The following is a 21056-nucleotide window of genomic DNA, read 5'->3' as shown; positions in this document are numbered from 1 at the left end:
TATGAATTTTGCTGATGCCAAAGAACGGGTAGAATCATTGCATCAACAACTATTGGAGCATAATAGACGGTATTATGTGCTGGATGACCCGATCATCTCGGATGCAGAGTACGATCAGTTGATGCGAGCATTGATTCAATTGGAAGCAGAGTTTCCAGAGTTGCAAACAGCAGATTCACCAACACAACGGGTGGGAGCAGAGCCACTGCCTTATTTTGAAAAAGTAGAGCATACAACGCAGATGCTATCACTTGGCAATGCTTTTAATCGGGAAGAGTTAATCGAGTTTGATGGGCGTATCAAAAAGGCGACAGGATTAGATCAGATTACTTATGTATGTGAGTTGAAAATAGATGGCTTAGCGGTTTCTGTTCGCTTTGAAGACGGGGTATATATGCTGGGGGCAACAAGAGGCGATGGACAAATAGGGGAGAATATCACTCAAAATGTCAAAACCATTCGTTCTCTTCCTTTAAAATTAGCAGAACCCCTCACTTTAGAAGTGCGTGGAGAAGCATATTTACCAAAGAAAGAATTTGAACGAATCAATAACCAACGTGCAGAGAAGGGTGAACCCCTCTTTGCCAATCCAAGAAATGCAGCAGCTGGTTCCCTTCGCCAATTAGACCCAAAACTAGCCGCAGAACGTGCTCTTGATTTATTTATTTATGGAATGGATGGTGAATCCGCAGAAACATTTGCAACACACCAAGAAACATTGCAGTCCATCAGGAAACTCGGATTAAAAGTAAATCCCGAATGGAAAGCTGCACAAAATATCGATGAAGTTTGGAGTTATATTGAGAATTGGCAGCTAGAACGAAGCAATTTAGGCTATGAGATCGATGGAATCGTGATTAAAGTAGATGAGTATGCTTTGCGTAGAACACTCGGATTTACTGCAAAAAGCCCGCGTTGGGCAATTGCTTACAAATTTCCTGCTGAAGAGGCTGTTTCTATACTAGAAGATATTGAGTTGCGTGTTGGACGTACGGGAGTTATCACGCCAACTGCTATTTTACATCCTGTAGTTCTGGCTGGTACGACAGTGAAAAGAGCATCTTTGCACAATGAAGATATTATTCGGGAAAAGGGATTATTACTCGGAGACCATGTAGTGGTCAAAAAAGCTGGGGACATTATTCCTGAAGTTGTGAAAGTTATCACGTCTGAGCGCACAGGGCAGGAAACTGCTTTTCACATGCCTACACACTGTCCAGAATGTGATAGTGAACTTGTAAGATTAGAAGAAGAAGTTGCCTTGCGATGTATCAATCCAGCGTGCGCTGCCCAGATCAGGGAAGGTATTATTCACTTTGTTTCTCGTGTAGCAATGAATATGGAACGTCTAGGAGAAAAAGTAGTCATTCAACTATTTGAACATAAACTTGTTTCTTCTGTAGCAGATCTTTATTATTTGCAGGAAAACGATTTACTGGCACTGCCGAGGATGGGAGCTAAATCGGTTGGTAATATTCTCGCTTCGATTGAAAAAAGCAAAGCAAATTCATTAGAACGTCTGCTATTTGGTCTTGGTATCCGCTTTGTTGGCTCCAAAGGAGCAAAAATGATCGCGCAACATTTTGAAACAATGGATGCGATTGTAGAGGCCACAGAAGATGACCTTTTAGCTGTGGAAGAAGTAGGACCGAAAATGGCGAGCAGTATAGTCACTTATTTTGCTAAACCTGAAGTAAAAGAGCTGTTAAATAGGCTGAAAAAAGCAAATGTCAATATGTCCTACACGGGTCCTAAAGTGCGAACTAGTGAAACAGAACATCCTTTTGCTGGAAAAGTGTTTGTGATTACAGGGTCGCTTGATAGTATGACACGACAAGAAGCAGCAGAAAGACTTGAACAGCTAGGGGCACAAGTAACAAATAGTGTCAGTAAAAAAACCAATTATCTGCTAGCAGGTGAGAAAGCAGGCTCTAAATTGACAAAGGCGCGAGATTTAGGCATTACGATTTTAGATGAGAAAGCTTTCTTAGCTAGCATTTCTTCGTGAGGAATTGTTAGGATTTTAGCGTAATGGGAGCTTTGTTCAATCATTCATTTACAATTGCCCTCTATTCCATGTATACTGATGAAGATGATTGTTTTTCTCAATTTTGATCTTTGGTGTTTTGTATGAGAGAGTTGATGGCAATGGCCAACAATTCTCTTTTTTTTGTGTTGAAAAAGGGTTTAGGCAGATAGATATGGAAAGGGATAAACTGGTGAATGGCTTGTGGTCTAGAAAGGTAGGATAGACAAGGTGAAACGTATCGTCCTTTTCGTTCTCACCCTACTTACATTAGTAGGCTGTAGTAACAGGTTATCTGATCTGAGTACGATAGAACAACAATTTTACACAGGTTTAGAAAAAAGCCCTATTATCCTCACATCATTTGGCAAGCAATTAGGCGGACAAATACTCTCACCCAAATACAATGATTCTAGTGTGGATAATACTGTGGAAGTAGAGGGTTTTGTCAAACAATATCAACGACATACTGGGAAATATATGTGGATTCAAGTCAGCTATGAAGGCGAGCAAAATTCACTTTCAAAGACTTTCGAATATTACACCGAAATTAAACATGGGAAATTTTCAGAGTTTATCCGATTATTTGCTGGTATTGGCGATTACCATGTGAAAATTTTTGCTCCTGGAAGTGAAAAAACTCGTTCTTATTATCTTTTTTCACAGTTTGATGTAACGAAACAAAATCCTGAAATACAAGCAGATGTGACCTATACTTTGTTGGCAAAAGAAACAGGACTTACAATATTTAACCCAACAAAAGGTTATCAATCCAGTAAAGATTCTCTTTTTTTGCGTGGTAAAGTGGATAAGCGTTTGGCGAAAAAACAGGTGTTGTTGCAAGTGATGAAAGGGAACAAAAAATGGCAGAGGGTTATTACTATTTCCAAACAAGCTACTTTCCAAGAAACAGTACCTTTGTTGTATGGTGAAGGCGTTCATCAGATTGAAATATTACTGCCTGATGAAAACAGAACAAATTACTTTCTGTCTGGAGCTAAATTTTACGTCTATAATCGGACAAGGGATAGTCATTCTCCTGTCCAGTACTCCGTGATGTATGAACAACGAGGAATTCATCTTACTACTCCTATCGTTGGAGGTGGTCAAGGGGAATATTCTTACCAAGTCAAAGGTTACTTGGATTCTCATGCAGAACAAGCAAAAGAGACAACGCATCTCATCATACAAACAAAAAAAGATGGTCTATTGGCAACATACTTTGTACCTATTAAACATTTTTCTTTTGATAGCAGAATACCTTTGCGATTTGGTGCTGGTGACTACGATGTGATCGTTTACGTACCAGAAATCACAAAACAACAGAGAGATTATTTTCGGTTTTTTATGGTGGCCAAATTTCAAGTATCTAGTTTTGCCAAAGATGATAAACGCGATTTATTACCGAGCAGAGGGATTGAACCAGATAATCCTAAAATTCGCAAGCTTGCCAAAAAAATAACGATGGCTGCAAGTTCGGATTATGAACGAGCGAAGTTGATTTACCGCTATGTAGCTAAGACGATGAACTATGATGTGGGCAAATTTGAGGAAAATAGTTTTGCTTGGGATGATGGTGGGATAAAATCGTTAAAGCTAAAAAGAGGTGTTTGTCAGGACTATGTATTCTTAACAATATCTTTGCTTCGATCGCTGGATATTCCTTCGCGATTTATAGAAGGTGTCGCCAATAGTCAAAATCATGCTTGGGTAGAAGCTAAGATAAATGGAGATTGGTTGGTGATGGACCCTACATGGGGGTCTGGTTATATTGATCCAAATAAAGGATTTATCAAGCATTATGATAAGAGTTTTTTTGATATTCCTAAGAAAAGACTAGAGAAAACACATAAGAGAACTGGTGTTGTATATTAGTGAAAACATCCAATGGAGGATGTTTTTTTATATTTCATTTACAAATATAGTATAATGATTTCATGGAATAATTAAAATTTATATGTTATAAATAAAAGGAGGGGTAAATTGTTTTTTTTAGCTATTATTAGTTTTTTTATCTCTGTTTTAAGTGGCATACAACTTGTTGCAGGTGGATATGTCATTTCTGGAGTTCCGGCCTTAGCGGTATCTGGATTAGTTCCTCTTCTTTCTTCATTTTGGAGTAGTCGACGTTATAAAAGGCATAGCGATGCTGACGAAAGTGGAGATGATGGAAGTAGTATCTGTGATAGTTGTGAATGTCTCGACAACTTTGGAGATTTGAGTTGTTTTGACCTTGGTGACTGTGATTGTGGCTGTGATTAATAGATGTGAAGGCCCTTTTGAAATTTGTTTTACATGAGAGGGGAATAAAATTTTGTTTATTCTTACTACTATCAGCTTTTTTATTCTAACCCTGAGTGGCCTTCAGCTTGTTACAGGAGGATATATTTTATCTGGCATCCCAACATTGGCATTATCTGGGGTTGTCCCTGTTTTTGTTTCGTTTTGGCGTGATCGTCGCCGCAAAAAACATAAACATAAGCATAGTAAAACTGGGGAAGCTGTTGAGAATACTTGTGACACTTGTGATTTTTGCAATGATTGTGGATGTGATTGATAAATGAAATTTACACAACTGCTTTATAAAATTCCTTGTCATCGTCGAGCTGATCGCTCTCTTTTCTTTAAAGGCAAGCAATTTCCACTATGTGCGAGATGCACCGCGATTTACGCTTCCTATATTTTATTGCCTATTTTCGCTTTCATTCATAAAAATATATACTTTTTAATTCTTGGTATCCTTTTTCAATTACCTATGTTTATTGATGGTTATACACAATTGTTAAAATGGAGAGAAAGTAACAACACTCTTCGGATGATCACTGGTTTTATAGGTGGCGTTGGACAATGTTTATTTATCTGGTTTTGGACCGATTTTATCACCACACACTTAAAACTGTAGTATACAATAAACAATTACGAGTTTCCTAAGGAGGTATTACTTTGATCGGTACTATCGTAGGATGTCTCATTATCGTGATTGTAATTTTTCTTGTATTGTCCATTGCAGGGATTGGTATTATTGCCTACTTTTTTGGAGATGCAGTTCAGTGGTTGCAAAATCCTTATATACCGGATTGGGTGGGGGATGTAATAAAATGGATTCAAATATTTAACCAGTAAGGTGAGCCAAATAATATTTGGCTCTTTTTTGTGAGGACAAACCATATAAATATGTTACTGGTTATATTAGGAAGGTTTTCTTCATTGACAACGACTCAGAGAGCTAATATTATCCATTAGAGGGAAAACGACTAATCTTAGCGAATTATCGTAACATTACTGTAATATTTTTTGTGTAGAAACGTCCCAAAAATTTATCTTTGCGTTATAATGTTATCATGCCAAAATGGGCATAAGTTTTGGTCGTAATTTTATAATTTAATATGAATTGAAATGGAAATTAATAATTTCCAAATAAAATACGCGAATGAGTTGTGTGGAAGAAGTTTTATAGGAGGTAAGTTGGATGGATGATTTTCAACGCCGCAATAATCAACGACGTAATAATCAACAATCATTTCAGCCAAGAACGCGTACAGAAAGATTAGGTTCCCGAGTGAGTCAAATGTCCGGGAAGAACGGAAAGAAAGGGAAATATAGTCGATTTTTTAATAAAAAGTGGTTTATTTTAGTCGGGCTTACAACACTTCTATTGATCATAGGCGGTTGTTCAGCTGTAATGATGTCAGCAAACGTTTATAAAATTGGTGAATTAAATAAATTAGATTTTTCAACAAGTGTTTTTGATAACAATGGAAAACAGATTGGTCGTATTGGGAGCGTGTATCGAGAATATATCTCTATGAAAGATTTAAAAAGGTTAAATCCAGATCTCCCAAAAGCATTTGTAAAAGTAGAGGATCAACGTTTCTATCAGCATTCTGGTGTGGACTGGTATGGATTAGCTCGTGCAACGTTGAAAAACGTCGTTTCTCTCGGTAAAGGAGAAGGTGGTGGTACCATCACCATGCAGGTTGCTCGTAACGTACTATTGAAAGATAGACAAAAAACCTACACACGGAAATTAAAAGAAATTGGAGCAGCTCTCAATATTGAGCGTCAATATAGCAAAGATGAAATTTTAGAGACATATCTTAATTATATCGACTTTGGAAACCAAGTAGCAGGAATTGAGATGGCAGCAAAGATTTATTTTGGGAAAGATTTAAAAAAAGATAAACTTGAACCACAAGAGATCGCTTTTTTAGCTGGACTTCCAAAAGCACCTTCTACCTATAACCCATACCGCGGTTCAGAGGGTGTGAAAAAAGCAATCGAACGTAGAAATGTGGTATTAATGAAGATGGCGGAGAGCAATGAACTTCCACCTCTTATTACAGAAGCGGAAAAAGTAAAATTGCAAAAGCTGCCTTTAGGAACCAATGAGGAGTACTTGGCTAAGTTTAGTAAACGAGGCAAATACCAAGCTTATACAAACCAAGTAATGAAAGAAATTGAAGACCGTTATAATTTAAGTAGTGAAGACTTAAATTCAAATGGTTACAAGATTATTACCGGTATAGACATACATGCCCAACAAGTAGTAGAAGAAGCTTTAAAAACAGATTCCTTATTTAAAGGGAAGAAGAGTTATGAAGGTCAAGTAGATTCAGGGGTGACTATGATTGATCCTCACACTGGACTGATCAAAGCGATTGGTGGAGGACGTAATTATAAACCGGGAAGCCTGAATCGTGCTCGTCAAAAAGTGCAACCTGGTTCTTCCATTAAACCTCTTACTGTATTTTCACCTGCTGTAGAAGAAAAAGGATTTAATCAGTATACTCCATTTGTGGATGCTCCTTATAAAGTTGGAAGCTGGAGCCCGAAAAACTTCTCTAATAGTTTCGCAGGAGATGTTACGATGGATGAAGTTGTTTATGATTCCATTAACGTTGTTACTGTAAAAATGTTGATGGAAGATGTAGGATTGAACAATGCATTTTCATATGCAAAAGATAAATTTAAACTGCCTTTAGTAGATGCTGATAAAGCACCAGCGGCTCTCGCACTCGGTGGATTGACTCATGGTGTGAGCTCAGTCAGTATGGCACAAGCCTATACCTCCTTCCCTAACAACGGTGAGATGGCGACTGCTCATACGATTATCAAGATTGTGGACAAAAACGGTAGTGATGTGCAGCCAAAAGATGGACAAGAAATTGATGCAAAAGGAAATCCATCGAAAGTGTTGTCTCCAACTACTGCATGGTATATGACCAATATGATGCGTGATGTTGTGGAAAATCCACATGGTACCGCACATAGTGCGATTAAATTGGGAAGACAGGTAGCTGGTAAAACAGGTACGATCAGTAAAGAAGATGCAGGATGGTTTGTCGGGTATACTCCTGATCTGGTGCTTGCTGTCAATGTCTTTAACGATGTAGTAGATGGTGTAAAAGGAAATGCACAAATTACTGGTGGTTCGATGCCAGCTAAAGTGTTCAATTACATTATGAAACACACACTGGAAGGAACCCAAGCAAAAGACTTCCAGAAACCGGATGGTGTAAAAGATCCAGTACCACCATTCCAATTGCAAACACCAAACTTATCTGGAAGTTATAATGCAGATAACAACAGTATTCAGCTAAGTTGGCAACAACAAGATAGCAGAGTCGTCTACACGATTCAACGTTCAGAAGATGGAGTGAACTTTACAGATCTTCAAACCAACGTAAGTGGTAACTCCTTTACCGATACAAGTGTGCAGCAGCCCGGTGGCGTTGGTGGTATATTCGGCAGCAGTGACAGCGAGAAATCTTATTACTACAAAGTAATTGCGACTGATACTCAAGCCACAGATCAAGCAGCAGCCCAAAAAGCATCTGGAGCACTGCAAGTGAAAGTAAAAGCCAAACAACAAGACAATTCGCAACAAACTTGTGATGAGAATGGTCAACCAGCAGGTTGTACTCCGCAAGAAAATAATGGAAATGCCAACAGCGGCCAAAACAATGCTAATGGCAGCGGGCTTAACAACGGCGGCCAAACAAATGGAACAACAACAGACAATGGAACGAACTCCACAAATGATGGTGGAAATATCTTTGGTGGAAACAGTGGAAATCGTAAAAATGGTGGACAATAAGATTTAAGAAAACAGACCAGTTAAACTGGTCTGTTTTTGTGTTCTAAGTTTCTATTTTACTCATAAAGTTGTAAAGAAAACTTGCCGATGTGTCTTGCCGTTCAAGGCGTAGACAGAGGCTTAGTTGCACTTATGCTCCTAGTCTCGCTTTGCGAATAAGATAAAATTTATTTTCACTTGTCTACCAAAAAAGGACAGGATGTTAAGACATGATTATTCTTACTAGTTTGCTTGCTATCGCTATCATACTTTTGCCAGTCTCCAAATTTGTTGTGTTTCATCCACGTCATTATTCTATTTCAGTTATCACGTATTGGTTATTGGATTTAGGAAAAGGGATATGTATTACTTATTTAGCTTATTTGCTTGGTGGATGGGCAGCTGCATATTTGGCGTCTATACTTGCTGTCATCACCTCTATGTATTCTCTCAAATGCAATACCCTTGCTGTTGCCTCAGGTGCTACTTTGGTTTTAAGTCCGATTTTGATTTTGCTTGGTATTATCGTTTTTGCTATTAGTCTCTTAGTCACTAGATATTATTTTCTCTCTACTTATCTCACTGTAGCTGCGGTTATTATTTTGGGACTAGTATTTGCGGCGCATATCGCGATTTGGGCTACCATAGTTTGCCTTGGGATTGTCATCTGTATGGAGCATAGAAAACATTTTCGGCGATATAAACATGGTGTAGAAAAACAGATGAAATGGTAGTTCACATAAGAGAGTACCTGCTTTTTTGTGATCTTTTTGTGTATAATGAAGTGAACGATAAGTACAAAAATAGGTGTTTTAAAAAAGGGAAGCTGGTGTGAATCCAGCACGGTCCCGCCACTGTGATGGATGAGGCGACTAGTGAGAGACCACTGTCATTTATAAGCATAATGCTTAACCATTGATAAAAATGGTGATGGGAAGGTTCTAGAAGCTGTAGACCCCTGAGTCAGGATACCTGCCTATTTTTTTTGTTTCGTTCTCCTTCGGGATAAAGGAGATGCGACTACTTCGCATGTATCCTCCCAGAAAGTCATATAAGTTTGAGGAGGAAAAGATGAAAAAGTTTGCTTGGAGCTTTGCTTTATTGTTATTTGTATTTAGTCTCATAGGTTGTCAATCTGTAAACCTGTCTAATGAAGATTCTCCTGTAGATCCTGGGGATGTTCACTATCCACTGACTCTTAAGGATCAAGCAGGAAACAAAGTAACGATTTCTAAAATTCCTGAACGTATTGTCTCCTTGGTTCCCAGCGATACAGAAATTTTATTTGCCATTGGTGCTGGTAAGAAGGTTGTAGGAGTAACAACGAATGATGATTATCCAAAAGAAGTAAAAAACCTGCCAAAAGTAGGAGACATGACGATAAATGCAGAGAAGGTTGTGGCACTTAAACCTGATATCATTTTTGCATCTGCATTAAATGGACAAGAGACAATTGATAAATTAAAAAAACTAGGATTGACGGTGTTTGTTTTAGATGCAAATTCGATCAAAGGGGTTTATCAATCGATTGATTTAGCAGGACAGGTCACCAATCAATTACATCAGTCAGATCAATTAATTGGGAACATGGAAGCAGAGAAATTACAAGTGTTCCAGGAAGTAGCGAAAGCGAAAAAGGACAAACCTGTAAAAGTATGGCTGGAGTCTGATCCATCTCTGTACACTGCTGGAAAAGGCACACTGTTAAATGAATTAGTTACGATTGCAGGTGGAGACAATGTAGCGAAAAATTTAAATGGTTGGCCCCAAGTGCCGTCAGAACAGGTAGTGACTTGGAACCCAGATGTGATTGTTTCCATGTATGGAGATACTTCTGCTATTCGTAACCGGGCAGGATGGAATGCCATAAATGCGGTAAAAGAGAAAAAAATAACTGCAATCGATCCGAATATCGTTTCCCGGCCTGGTCCAAGAATCATTGAAGCGCTCCACCAACTTGCAAAAACGTTCTATCCAGGTCAGGTAAAATAAATGAAAAGATTTGGCAAAATGGGGTGGGGAGGATTTTTTCTCCTCACTCTTTTTCTAACATTGAGTATTGCGTTGTCAGTAGGGAGTTCTTCTATTCCATTAGTAGTAGTGTGGAAAACCATCTTTGCATTTGGAAGCAATGATCCTGCCATTAATGCAATTATCTGGAAGATTCGTTTTCCACGAGTATGTATTGCAGCATTAGTAGGAGGTTCATTGGCATTAGCAGGAGTCATTTATCAATCTTTATTACGAAATCCGTTAGCTGACCCCTATATTTTGGGAGTATCTTCTGGATCAGCTGTGGGCAGCGTTATTGCTATTACAGGGGGTTTTGGTGCTGCATTGCTTCAGGAGTGGCAAATTCCGATTTTTTCTTTCATAGGAGCTTTACTCGCTCTAACTTGTGTTTTATTGTTGTCACGTTCCCATTTTCAGGTGCAAACATTGCTCTTGTCAGGAGTAGTCGTAAATGCTTTCTTTGCTGCTATTCTCACATTTTTGCTCTCCATATCCCAAGCAGAACTAGCTAGAATACAATATTGGTTGATGGGCAGTTTCACCCTTCGGGACTGGGATCATGTACTGTTGGTGCTCCCTGTAAGTCTGATTGGGAGTATTTTCGTATGGCTTAAGAGTCCGGAGTTGAATATTTTTTTATTAGGTACACGTCCTGCTGCTCATATAGGCGTATCTGTATATCGGACTCGTCTTATTCTTTTGATTATCGCATCTTTGATTACATCGATTGCTGTTTCCGTTTCTGGGATGATTGGTTTTGTTGGGTTGATTATTCCTCACTTTGTGAGAATGTTAATTCGTACTTCGGATCATCGTTATTTGTTGCCGTACTCTTTTTTAGTTGGTGCCATATTTTTAGTCGGAAGTGATGCTTTGTCTCGTGTATTATTTGAATCTAGAGAAATACCAGTTGGGGTTGTAACCGCTTGTTTGGGAGCGCCTATTTTTGCAATCCTCTTGAAAAAAACTACTGCTTCCACATTAAGGTGATCAAATGACTATACATGCAAAAGAGATATCAAAGATTTTCGGGTCGCACACCGTTTTAGATCGTGTAGACATACAGATAGAACCAAACGAATGGGTTAGTATCTTAGGACCAAACGGCAGTGGGAAAAGTACATTACTATCTTGCCTAGCAGGAAGTAGTAAAATTGACTCTGGTAAGATTGAAATAAAAGGGAAAGATATTTATCAATATGCAGAAAAAGAAAAAGCCAAAATCATGGCTTTTTTAACGCAGGAAGCACTGCCTGATATGCCGAATACGGTGGAAGAGATTGTCCAGATGGGCCGTTATCCGCATCAAGCATCTCGTTTACCGTGGTTACAAAAACAGGATATGCAAGTAGTAGAAGAGGCGATGGTATTCACGGAAACTATTTCATTGCGTCATCGACAGATGAGTCAGTTAAGTGGAGGAGAACGGCAAAGAGTTTCTATGGCATTAGCATTAGCACAACAGCCGGAAATTCTGCTGCTTGATGAACCGACAACTTATTTAGATGTATACTATCAACTAGCATTTTTTGATCTTCTGAAAAAGTGGCAAAAAAGGAACAAAACCACCATTATTTCTGTCTTACACGATTTGAATTTAGCAAGTCTATATAGTGATCGTTGCTTATTGCTACGAGATGGCAAATTAATCGATGGGGGAGAGGTAACAGAAATCCTCACGTTAGACAATGTAAAACAAACTTATGGTATTGAACCAATTATCTTGGAGCATCCAGTGAAGAAAGTACCACAAATTTTATTGAAAGGAGAGTCTTCGTGAAAATTTATACCCGAACAGGAGATCAAGGAGAAACAGGATTAATAGGGGAAAGAAGACGAAAAGATAATCTGCGAGTGGAAGCATATGGTACGATCGATGAGTTAAATGCGTTCATTGGGGAAGCTATTGTGAGGTTGCAAGAAGACCTTTATTCGGATATGAGAAAAGATTTGGCGATTATCCAACATCAGTTATTTGATGCTGGTGGAGATTTAGCGCAAGTTGGGAAAAACCGAACTTATCTTGTAATGGCAAAAATGGTGGATGATTTAGAATATTTAATAGACCAGTATGATAGAGAGTGTTCTGAGCTTGCTAACTTTATTGTCCCTGGTGGAACAGCTCAGTCAACGGCTCTCCATCTCTGTAGAGTTGTGGCTAGGAGAGCAGAACGAAGAGTAGTTACGCTATGTTCGACGGAAGAAACAAATGAAGAAATACGTCGTTATCTCAATCGTTTATCGGATTTTTTCTTTGTTTTGGCAAGAGTTGCAAATGCGAGAGCAGGAAAAACAGATATTTCATACAAAAAGGCTCAAGAGCTCAGGTAGTGGGGGAACACGAAACATGTTAACTTTTTTTCAATATCCAAAATGCGGTACATGTCGAAAGGCGAAAAAATTTTTGAATGACAAAGAAATCTCTTATGAAGAACGACATATCGCAGAAGAGCCTCCAACGGTAGAAGAATTAAGGGAATTCATCACTATTAGCGGCCTGCCTATCCAGAAATTTTTTAACACAAGCGGGCAAGTGTATCGTAAATTAGAATTATCAAAACGCTTGCCGAATATGGCAGATGAAGAGAAATTGAAGCTGTTAGCTTCGGATGGAATGTTGGTGAAGCGGCCTATAATGTCAGATGGAGAATCAGTGACTGTTGGTTTTAAGGAAGCAGAATGGGAAGAAAAGTGGACATAAAAAAAGCTACGATATCGTAGCTTTTTTTATGTAATTCATTATTAGTTTGTTTCACGACGACGATAAGCAAGAAGTGCTGTACCAGCTAAAGCAATTGCTGCACCAGTAGCTACAGAGTTAGCGAAGTCGTTAGCGGTTTTTGGTAGTTTACCACCATTTTTTGCACCAGCGTTTGTACCAGCATTAGCACCAGCGTTTGTACCAGCATTAGCACCAGCATTAGTACCAGCGTTTGTGCCAGCGTTTGTACCAGCATTAGTACCACCGTTGTTACCAGCGTTACCAGCATTAGCACCACCGTTGTTACCAGCGTTACCAGCATTAGCGCCACCGTTGTTACCAGCGTTACCAGCATTAGCACCGCCATTGTTACCAGCGTTACCAGCATTAGCGCCACCGTTGTCGGTACCACCGTTACCAGCGTTTGTACCACCGTTGTTGTGTCCACCATTGTTGTGTCCGCCATTGTTAGCGCCACCGTTGTTGTCACCTTTGCATGGCTCGTTGATTTTCACACGAACGATCACTGGAATTTTGGAATGATGTTTACCGATAACAAGGTAAACTTTCAATGCATAGTTACCAGCTGGTCCGTTTGGATTAGCGGTAGGATCATAAACGATTTCGTAGAAGTCACCTTTTTGTTTGGTTTTAACTTCACCGGAACCTACAACTTTACCTTTTAATGCATCTTTGTGAAGATCAAAGTAGATGTCATATTTAAGAGAAACTTGAAGTTTGCTAATATCAACAATTTTATTTAGTTCTTTGGTACGAAGTTTAACATAAATTTTGTCACATTCTCCGCCCACTTTTACAAGATTTAGTACATTTGCTTCACCTAGAACCTTAACGGCTACATCCTGTTTCACCTCAGTTGCAGATGTTACGGATGGAAGAAAACTAAAAGCAGATACAGCTACAAGAGCAAGTGCAGAATAACGCTTAACAGATTTTAACATTTAAATCTTACCTCCTTGTTATGCTTATATATATTTTTTATTTCTCGAGTATCTCCTTCTCCATTTGCAAAAAAATTTGCCATTTTTGCTTAACATTAACAATTTAGACATAAATTCAGGTCAAATTGATATTTTAGTATTCGAAATGTACGTATTTTCAATAAGATTCGTAAATACTTTTCGATCGTAGTAGATTGATTAGTTAATTTATGGTGAGAAAGACACTCGAATAGTCTAACAAATAAAATATTATTTGGGAATATAGTTTTTGCTTTTGTCATATATGGAAAATTAAAGTCAAATGTTAATCGGGAGTAGACATAAAAAAACAACCAGTATATAACTGGTTGTTTCGATGTTCCTTATGGTCTTGTGGGGACAACTGGTGGATGATAGATCGAGTAGGTAGGTGCTACCCAAACGGTTCCAGTACCAGTAAACGTTTGCAAGTAACCTTCTCCACTTGTCATAGATCCAACGATCGATTTTGAGGAACGCTCTACTGTAAAGCTAATGTTCCCATTACGAAGGATAGCAAAGTTACCATCCACTTGTAGACGCTCGTTGTTCAATTGAAGTTTCATGATTTCATGAGCAGGAACTGGGCTTAAAAGGACAACTAGACCGTAACCTTTTAAGCTTGTTTGGAAAAGTCCCTCTCCACCTTTTAGTGCAGCAGAAATCGATTTTTGTGCTGCTACTCCTACAGTTACAGAGCTTTCACAAGCTACAAACATGCCTTTGTCAACAATAATTTCTTCGTTATTCAATTGATATAGAAGAAAGTGATCAAAACTAGGTTCCAAGTATACTTCACCAGAGCCGGTATAGCTTGGTTTAAAGGTGGATTCTTGAGTGAGTACAGAACTAGCGAGATTTTTCAATAAACCAGCTGCGCCTTTTCCGCCACCAATGGAGTTTTCTGCGGTAATATGCCCTTTGGCAAAGGATAGTGCACCAGCTTCGGTAATCACACTACCATTTTGAAGAGTAACACGTACTTGATGAAGGCGTGCTCCTGCTTTTTGAGCACTGTACAAGCTGGCGACTTGCAGAGGTTTGTAGCGTAAGATATCAAATCGTGCTGCTGCACCTTGGACAGACTCTACAACATCAAACATTTCTGACATATACAATTGTTCCTCCTCGAATAAAGAAAAAATAAATTTCTCCTTCTATGATACATGAAAATAGCCATAAAGAACGAAAAATTTTACTAGTTTTGAGAGTTTTTCCTGTTAAGAAAACGTTTTTGATAAAGAATGTTCTCACAGATTTTGTTTTTCGCTCCTGCATCGTTCGTTTTCTATATTGCAGGGAGATTTTCGATATTTCAGCTCGATTGGTTCAACAACTACTAGTGATTCACATTTCTTTCATTTTAGTGGATTCTTCTCGTATTTAAAACAAATAATCCTACTACCTGAGAATATTTTTCAAATTATAGTAATTTTTGTTTAGGATTGACTATCAATAAAAATATGTGTTATCTTAGCCTTGGATTGCAAAGATCGATTTGGATATATTAGGAAAAAATAGCTTTTATTTTTTAGGAGGAATTAAGCAATGGCATCACGTTTAGTAGGATTACCAGCACCAGCTTTTGAACTAGAGAGTACAAAAGATCTTGAAACTTTAGATGAAAAAGTGTCCCTTGCAGATTATGAAGGTAGATGGTTGGTTTTATTTTTCTATCCACTAGACTTTACCTTTGTATGTCCTACAGAAATCACTGCTTTGAGTGATCGTTATGAAGAATTTACCGATTTGGATTGCGAAATTCTTGGAGTAAGTACAGATAGCAAGTACTCACACCGTGCATGGATACATACATCTCGCGATGATAACGGTCTGGGTGACATCAAATATCCACTTGGAGCCGATACCACTCATAAAGTTAGTAGAGACTACGGAGTTCTTTTAGAAGATGAAGGAATTGCCCTGCGTGGACTCTTTATCATTGATCCAGAGGGTATTGTTCGCTACCAAGTTGTAACAGATAATAATATTGGGCGCAGTGTAGATGAGACATTGCGTGTGCTTGAAGCATTACAAACAGGCGGGCTTTGTGGAGCAGACTGGAAACCTGGACAAGATAACCTATAAGTTAGACTTTTGCGGCTCCTATAGTAGGGGTCGCTAAGTCTTTATGTTAAGGAGGAACTAAATGATGCCGATGCGTTTGCGTACGGAAATGCCGGAAATTTCCGGTATAACAGAGTGGATTAATGGAGAAGTTAACAAGAATGACCTTGCTTCCAAACCTGTGCTTGTTCACTTTTGGTCGATCAGCTGTGGAATGTGCAAGGAAAGTCTGCCAGCGATTAATAAAATGCGCGAAGAATATCCAGACTTGCAGATTGTTGGTATTCATATGCCGCGTTCCCAAAAAGATACGGACATCGATGCTGTAAAAGAAACAATTGCAAAATATGAATTACAACATTCCCAAGGGATCGATAACGAACATAATGTTGTAGATGCTTTTCAAAATGAGTTTGTTCCTGCCTTTTATCTGTTCGATAGAGAAGGAGTACTTCGTCATCGATCAGCTGGTGAGAAAGCACTTTCCATGCTCAAAAAACCATTAGAGAGAGTATTGCAAACAGAGGAGGCAGCTTCATGAATCTACCAGACGAACTTCGTTACACAGAAGAACATGAATGGGTGAGAGTAGAAGGTAACACTGCTATTATTGGGATTACTGATTTTGCCCAATCCGAGCTTGGGGATATCGTATTTGTCGAATTGCCAGAAGAAGGTTCTGATATCCGTACTGGTGACGTGTTTGGTAGTGTAGAATCCGTGAAAACAGTCTCTGAATTGTATGCTCCGATTTCTGGAAAAGTAATCGCAGTAAATGGCGAGCTGGAGGATACACCAGAACATGTGAATCAAGAAGCATATGCAGCAGGTTGGATGATCAAGGTCGAAATTGCAAATGAAAGTGAATTGGCAAATTTGCTCTCTGCTGCGCAATATCAAGAAAGTATCTCTGAATAAGAGACAGGGGGTTCACCGATGAGCGATTATCGAGTTAATATTACAAGAAAAATTACCGGAAAATTGGAAGACGGAAAGTTGATCTTGTATCATAATCATCAACCAATCGGTGAGTTACCTGTACAAGACCAAGGTATGACCATGTATGATGGTTTTGAATTGGACCAGTATCATGTCTATGCAGTAGGAACGTATGCTTTTGAAGAACAATATGCCAAAAACTGCGACATGGGTTGGTGTTAGTAAGGAAATAAGTAGAAAAAAGTAAGATTCTAATAGCTAGAGGCCAAAATTTAAGAAAATAAGGTCTTCTAGCTATTATTTTTTGGTTTGATAAACAAAATTTTGTGGTAAAATATTAGTAACAAACAAGTTCTTCAGACCTTTTTTGATCTTTCTTGATCAATGAGGGGTAAGGAGGGAATATACATGATCTACTGTTGTGGAGCTAGCATGATTGGGATGGTTGGATCACTGAAACAAAAATCAGTGAAGGTTCATCAGGTACCGTTGCTATTTTGTCCTGTATGCCACAATGTCGAGGTTCACCCAGCAGCCAAAGAGCAGTTTGATTTGGTGCTAGAGTATGCTTTAGAAGATCGTGTGAAAGAAACGTCCCTCTACGAACAAGTCGACCCCGAACTTATGGCTACTTGGAAGGAATCCTGTTTTAGCTTCCAGGAAGATGATGTAGAGGCAGTATTAAGAGAACAGATTGATTTATCTCTCGATCTTCTGCTCATCTCGAAACCCGACCAATCTTGGGCCAATGAACTGAAGAACCGCCTCCGAGTTCTGAGTAAACGGCTAGTCCAATTGGAAAAACAAAAGGAGAGCAGTTTGTAATAGCTTTTTAGCCCCTTGAGGGCTTTTTTTCTTTCAGTTAATTCTAAAAATGCGTATTGATTGATGTTTTTTATAAGGGAAGATAATGGATCACTATGGCAATGAAAAGGATTGGTGATACGGCGAATATAACTTATTTCCAATAGATGTATAAAAAACGACTCCTTCTTACTGAAAGGAGTCGTTTCTTTAAAACCAATCTAGAGTTTTGGTCCAGCAGCTAAAATTTTCTCTTCCACATCAGAGAACTTCGTAAAGTTTTTCTGGAAGCGCGCTGCTAGTGCCTTAGCTTGCTCATCATAAGCAGCATGGTCGCTCCATGTGTTGCGTGGATTTAAAAGCTCTGCTGGAACACCAGGACAACGAGTTGGTACAGCGAATTGGAAGACTGGATCATGGATGTAACCTACTTTGTTGAGTTCTCCATTTAAAGTTGCTGTAACCATGGCACGGGTGTATTTGAGATTCATCCGTTTCCCAACACCATAAGCACCGCCAGTCCAACCTGTATTCACAAGGTAAACTTGCGTTTGATGTTCTGCGATTTTCTTTCCGAGTAAGTCTGCATATACATGAGCAGGTCTTGGTAAGAATGGAGCACCAAAACAAGTGGAGAAGGTAGCTTCTGGTTCTGTTACACCCCGCTCCGTTCCTGCTAATTTACTGGTATATCCAGACAAGAAATGGTACATTGCTTGCTCAGGTGTAAGTTTGGAAATAGGAGGAAGTACACCAAAAGCATCAGCAGTTAAAAATAAAATAACTTTTGGATGACCAGCTTCACCAGGAATTACTGCGCCATCAATGAAGTCTACCGGATAAGCTGCACGTGTATTTTCTGTTAAAGTGTTGTCATCGTATACAGGTGTGCGATTATCATCTAAAACTACATTTTCTAGTACCGTACCAAAACGAATAGCGTTCCATATCTGTGGTTCTTTTTCAGCGGAAAGTCCGATGCATTTTGCGTAGCATCCACCCTCAAAGTTGAATACCCCATTTTCAGACCAACCGTGCTCATCGTCACCGATTAATCCGCGTTCTGGATCAGCAGACAATGTTGTTTTACCAGTCCCAGATAGACCGAAGAAAAGTGCCACATCTCCTGCTTTGCCAACATTTGCAGAGCAGTGCATTGGCATGACATTTTTGTCTGGTAACAAGTAATTCATCACGGTAAAGATAGATTTTTTCATTTCACCAGCATAATGTGTACCTGCGATGACGACGACACGTTGTTCAAAGTTAACTGCAATCAGTGTTTTGGAACGTGTTCCATCTTTCTCAGGATCGATCTCAAAATGTGGTACACAAATCACAGTAAAGGATGGAACATGTTCAGCGAGTTCTTCTTCAGTAGGACGAATAAATAATTGGTGAACAAATAAATTATGCCAAGCATATTCGTTGATTACACGAATTGGTAAGCGATAGTCTTTGTCAGCACCAGCGAATCCATCAAAAATAAATAGTTCTTTTTCTTTCAAATATTCTTCTAAGCGTTCGTAGATTTTGGCAAACTTTTCAGGTTCCATGGCTTGGTTAGTAGTGAAGTCCATTTTATCGGCCACTAGTTCGCTGTTTACGGTATATTTGTCAAGTGGTGAACGACCTGTAAATTCACCAGTTACTGCACGTAATGCTCCGTTTTCCGTCAAAACAGCTTCTTTCCGTTTAACAGCTTGTTCTGTCAACTGGGCAACGGTAAGATTTTTGTGCAGCAATCCTTGAAGGGGGATGGTATTAGCTGCTTTCCCAAGAACCATATCCATCGAGCATCCTCATTCCTTTGTTTTTAAATATTTATCAAGTATGAATGCATTCGATCTAGTATAACAAAATTCACATCTTTGTTAAACAGGGTAAAAGATAGTTGAGAATTATATTGAATATTTAAATAATATTATACTTCGGTTTATATGAATATGAAAATTGGTGTTAGAATAAGAAAATCGATTGTAAAGAGTCATAAACGCCCATTGACAAGGAATAAAAATAATGATATCTTCTTACAGAACTGATTATCCTATCGGGAGTGTTATAATGAGTGAGTTAAAGGAAGGGGCCGTCGTTACGGGAGAGGTAATCTCTACAAAACCCTTTGGTGCCTTTGTTAAATTAGAGTCGGGGGAAACAGGCTTAGTGCATATTTCCCAAATCTCTAGTAAATATGTAGAAAAAGTTGAAGATGTTCTCCAAGTAGGACTAAGCGTAAAAGCAAAGGTGCTATCGATAGACCCATCCGGAAAAATCTCCCTTTCGATCAAAGCATTAAGTGACGATCGACCAGCGCGCGACAACAAACGTGGCGGAGGAGACCGCCGTGGTGGATCACGGAGAAACAACAACAATAATCCTACCGATTTTGAAGATATGATGAAAAAGTGGATGAAGAGTAGCGAGGAACGTCTTAGTGCTTTAGCTGCGAAGCAGAAGAAAAACCGTTGATATCGGTTTTTCGCTTTTTATTTTTTAAAGTATCCCATTTATTTGGGATACTTTTTTGTTGTCTAATTCCGCTTGGAAGTATTTACTTATTGTTTGAATATATATACAATTAACATATAAATGCAATAATTATATCTTTGATTTATGAAAATTATAAAAATGGGGTGAAAAAATGGGTGCTTTTACTCCGTTTAGTACTGGATTTAGTTCTGCGGAATACAATCGTGCTAACTATGGTGAGATGCAGGCGGTTGATAAAGATGTGATCAGCCTTTTCCTCAGTGGGTTCTATGACTTAGAAATCATGCCAAGAAGCATCAAGGGAATTTGTGCTTGTGTTGGAGCAGGACCTACTCCTTTAGACGCCATGCTAGCAAGTATTTTTCTTAACGATGGTTCTAGAATTAAATCTTTGGATATTAGTGATAGTAACCTGATCGACATAGCTTTTCGTGTGGGTAATGGAACTCATGTCTACGAAAGTGAAGATATGCGCGGGAGGAAAGTAAAGATCGATACTATTCGTCCATGGGATAAGTTCGACAAAGAAATTTTAAAGCAAGGGACAGAGATATTTGGTGATCCTGTCCCTTTTAAGAATACGTTTCAGAGATATCAGCGTATTGGGGAGCCAGTCTATGGTGATATCAATCGACTTCCAACTGGAGTGTTTTCGATAGGCACTTCATTTTACTGTGCAGAGTCAGCTACATCTTTTAAAAATCAAGTTGAATACATGTGGACAAAATTTTTTCACTCTTTGATAGAAGGAGCACCATTTGGAATAGCTGCAGTGTTGGAAAGTGACGGATATAGAGCAGGGGAGTATACGAAATTCCCTGCTACAAATCTCCAAGAAGCAGATTTTCATGACATTCTCAGCAGAATGCCTATTAATTACAATTTATTCATGACTCCACACACCTTCCGCCCCGATCATGGAGGAGTTGCCGTAATCGTTGGTCGAAGGGTATAGTATCA

General features: G+C 38.8%; 23 protein-coding genes and 1 riboswitch. Of the genes, 20 read left to right on the top strand and 3 right to left on the bottom strand.

What is annotated here, in order from left to right:
* Nucleotide 1 precedes the first annotated feature (1 nt).
* The 13 genes from ligA (at nucleotide 2) to AC5WOF_RS03870 (ending at nucleotide 12816) form a co-directional block, all read left to right on the top strand.
* On the top strand, nucleotides 2-2008 hold the full coding sequence (gene ligA / locus AC5WOF_RS03930) for an NAD-dependent DNA ligase LigA (protein ID WP_496048628.1): 2007 nt from the start codon (nucleotides 2-4) through the stop codon (nucleotides 2006-2008).
* A gap of 249 nt (nucleotides 2009-2257) precedes the next feature.
* Nucleotides 2258-3901, top strand: coding sequence for a transglutaminase-like domain-containing protein (locus AC5WOF_RS03925; protein ID WP_496048627.1), 1644 nt, complete (start codon nucleotides 2258-2260; stop codon nucleotides 3899-3901).
* Between the two features lie 108 nt (nucleotides 3902-4009).
* Nucleotides 4010-4288, top strand: coding sequence for a hypothetical protein (locus AC5WOF_RS03920; protein ID WP_496048626.1), 279 nt, complete (start codon nucleotides 4010-4012; stop codon nucleotides 4286-4288).
* 52 nt (nucleotides 4289-4340) lie between these two features.
* Complete coding sequence (locus tag AC5WOF_RS03915; RefSeq protein ID WP_496048625.1) at nucleotides 4341-4583, top strand: hypothetical protein; 243 nt, start codon at nucleotides 4341-4343, stop codon at nucleotides 4581-4583.
* A 3-nt stretch (nucleotides 4584-4586) separates the two neighbouring features.
* Nucleotides 4587-4928, top strand: a complete 342-nt coding sequence (locus tag AC5WOF_RS03910) for a DUF2085 domain-containing protein (protein WP_496048624.1) — start codon at nucleotides 4587-4589, stop codon at nucleotides 4926-4928.
* Nucleotides 4929-4969: 41 nt separating this feature from the next.
* Nucleotides 4970-5149, top strand: coding sequence for a hypothetical protein (locus tag AC5WOF_RS03905; protein WP_496048623.1), 180 nt, complete (start codon nucleotides 4970-4972; stop codon nucleotides 5147-5149).
* A 346-nt stretch (nucleotides 5150-5495) separates the two neighbouring features.
* Nucleotides 5496-8123, top strand: a complete 2628-nt coding sequence (locus AC5WOF_RS03900) for a transglycosylase domain-containing protein (RefSeq protein WP_496048622.1) — start codon at nucleotides 5496-5498, stop codon at nucleotides 8121-8123.
* Nucleotides 8124-8332: 209 nt separating this feature from the next.
* Complete coding sequence (locus tag AC5WOF_RS03895) at nucleotides 8333-8836, top strand: glycerol-3-phosphate acyltransferase (protein WP_496048621.1); 504 nt, start codon at nucleotides 8333-8335, stop codon at nucleotides 8834-8836.
* A gap of 54 nt (nucleotides 8837-8890) precedes the next feature.
* A riboswitch (cobalamin riboswitch) is annotated at nucleotides 8891-9096 on the top strand.
* 77 nt (nucleotides 9097-9173) lie between these two features.
* Complete coding sequence (locus AC5WOF_RS03890) at nucleotides 9174-10094, top strand: ABC transporter substrate-binding protein (protein ID WP_496048620.1); 921 nt, start codon at nucleotides 9174-9176, stop codon at nucleotides 10092-10094.
* Nucleotides 10095-11105, top strand: a complete 1011-nt coding sequence (locus tag AC5WOF_RS03885; protein WP_496048619.1) for a FecCD family ABC transporter permease — start codon at nucleotides 10095-10097, stop codon at nucleotides 11103-11105.
* Nucleotides 11106-11109: 4 nt separating this feature from the next.
* Nucleotides 11110-11895 (top strand): ABC transporter ATP-binding protein, encoded by a 786-nt coding sequence (locus AC5WOF_RS03880; RefSeq protein WP_496048618.1) that lies wholly within the window; start codon nucleotides 11110-11112, stop codon nucleotides 11893-11895.
* Complete coding sequence (locus tag AC5WOF_RS03875) at nucleotides 11892-12446, top strand: cob(I)yrinic acid a,c-diamide adenosyltransferase (protein WP_496048617.1); 555 nt, start codon at nucleotides 11892-11894, stop codon at nucleotides 12444-12446. The genes AC5WOF_RS03880 and AC5WOF_RS03875 overlap by 4 nt, the downstream gene beginning before the upstream one ends.
* 16 nt (nucleotides 12447-12462) lie before the next feature.
* The gene (locus AC5WOF_RS03870) at nucleotides 12463-12816 is read left to right on the top strand and encodes an arsenate reductase family protein (protein WP_496048616.1); all 354 of its coding nucleotides are present in this window, start codon (nucleotides 12463-12465) and stop codon (nucleotides 12814-12816) included.
* A gap of 41 nt (nucleotides 12817-12857) precedes the next feature.
* On the opposite strand, the gene AC5WOF_RS03865 is transcribed toward AC5WOF_RS03870, so the two are convergent.
* Nucleotides 12858-13778 (bottom strand): LPXTG cell wall anchor domain-containing protein, encoded by a 921-nt coding sequence (locus tag AC5WOF_RS03865; RefSeq protein ID WP_496048615.1) that lies wholly within the window; start codon nucleotides 13776-13778, stop codon nucleotides 12858-12860.
* A 362-nt stretch (nucleotides 13779-14140) separates the two neighbouring features.
* Nucleotides 14141-14908 carry an AIM24 family protein gene (locus AC5WOF_RS03860; RefSeq protein ID WP_496048614.1) on the bottom strand — a complete coding sequence of 256 codons (768 nt, stop codon included), beginning with the start codon at nucleotides 14906-14908 and terminating at the stop codon, nucleotides 14141-14143.
* Nucleotides 14909-15344: 436 nt separating this feature from the next.
* Here AC5WOF_RS03860 and AC5WOF_RS03855 point away from each other — a divergent pair, with 436 nt between their 5' ends.
* The 5 genes from AC5WOF_RS03855 (at nucleotide 15345) to AC5WOF_RS03835 (ending at nucleotide 17627) form a co-directional block, all read left to right on the top strand.
* Nucleotides 15345-15884, top strand: a complete 540-nt coding sequence (locus AC5WOF_RS03855) for a peroxiredoxin (protein WP_496048613.1) — start codon at nucleotides 15345-15347, stop codon at nucleotides 15882-15884.
* Between the two features lie 70 nt (nucleotides 15885-15954).
* Complete coding sequence (locus AC5WOF_RS03850; RefSeq protein WP_496048825.1) at nucleotides 15955-16404, top strand: TlpA family protein disulfide reductase; 450 nt, start codon at nucleotides 15955-15957, stop codon at nucleotides 16402-16404.
* Nucleotides 16401-16781, top strand: coding sequence for a glycine cleavage system protein GcvH (gene gcvH / locus AC5WOF_RS03845; RefSeq protein ID WP_496048612.1), 381 nt, complete (start codon nucleotides 16401-16403; stop codon nucleotides 16779-16781). The genes AC5WOF_RS03850 and gcvH overlap by 4 nt, the downstream gene beginning before the upstream one ends.
* Before the next feature lie 18 nt (nucleotides 16782-16799).
* Nucleotides 16800-17024, top strand: coding sequence for a DUF2553 family protein (locus AC5WOF_RS03840; protein ID WP_496048611.1), 225 nt, complete (start codon nucleotides 16800-16802; stop codon nucleotides 17022-17024).
* A gap of 186 nt (nucleotides 17025-17210) precedes the next feature.
* Nucleotides 17211-17627, top strand: coding sequence for a hypothetical protein (locus tag AC5WOF_RS03835; RefSeq protein WP_240873161.1), 417 nt, complete (start codon nucleotides 17211-17213; stop codon nucleotides 17625-17627).
* A gap of 200 nt (nucleotides 17628-17827) precedes the next feature.
* Here AC5WOF_RS03835 and pckA read toward each other — a convergent pair whose 3' ends face one another.
* Nucleotides 17828-19399: a phosphoenolpyruvate carboxykinase (ATP) gene (gene pckA / locus AC5WOF_RS03830; RefSeq protein WP_496048610.1), complete on the bottom strand. Its 1572-nt coding sequence runs from the start codon at nucleotides 19397-19399 to the stop codon at nucleotides 17828-17830.
* A 271-nt stretch (nucleotides 19400-19670) separates the two neighbouring features.
* Between pckA and AC5WOF_RS03825 the strand changes: the two genes are divergently transcribed.
* Both AC5WOF_RS03825 and AC5WOF_RS03820 read left to right on the top strand, forming a co-directional pair.
* Nucleotides 19671-20075, top strand: coding sequence for a S1 RNA-binding domain-containing protein (locus AC5WOF_RS03825; protein WP_160801283.1), 405 nt, complete (start codon nucleotides 19671-19673; stop codon nucleotides 20073-20075).
* Nucleotides 20076-20247: 172 nt separating this feature from the next.
* Nucleotides 20248-21051, top strand: coding sequence for a hypothetical protein (locus AC5WOF_RS03820; RefSeq protein WP_496048609.1), 804 nt, complete (start codon nucleotides 20248-20250; stop codon nucleotides 21049-21051).
* Nucleotides 21052-21056: the final 5 nt, after the last annotated feature.

Source organism: Shimazuella sp. NTD250, from assembly GCF_059510375.1.
This window is presented reverse-complemented; position numbering and strand designations above follow the sequence as displayed.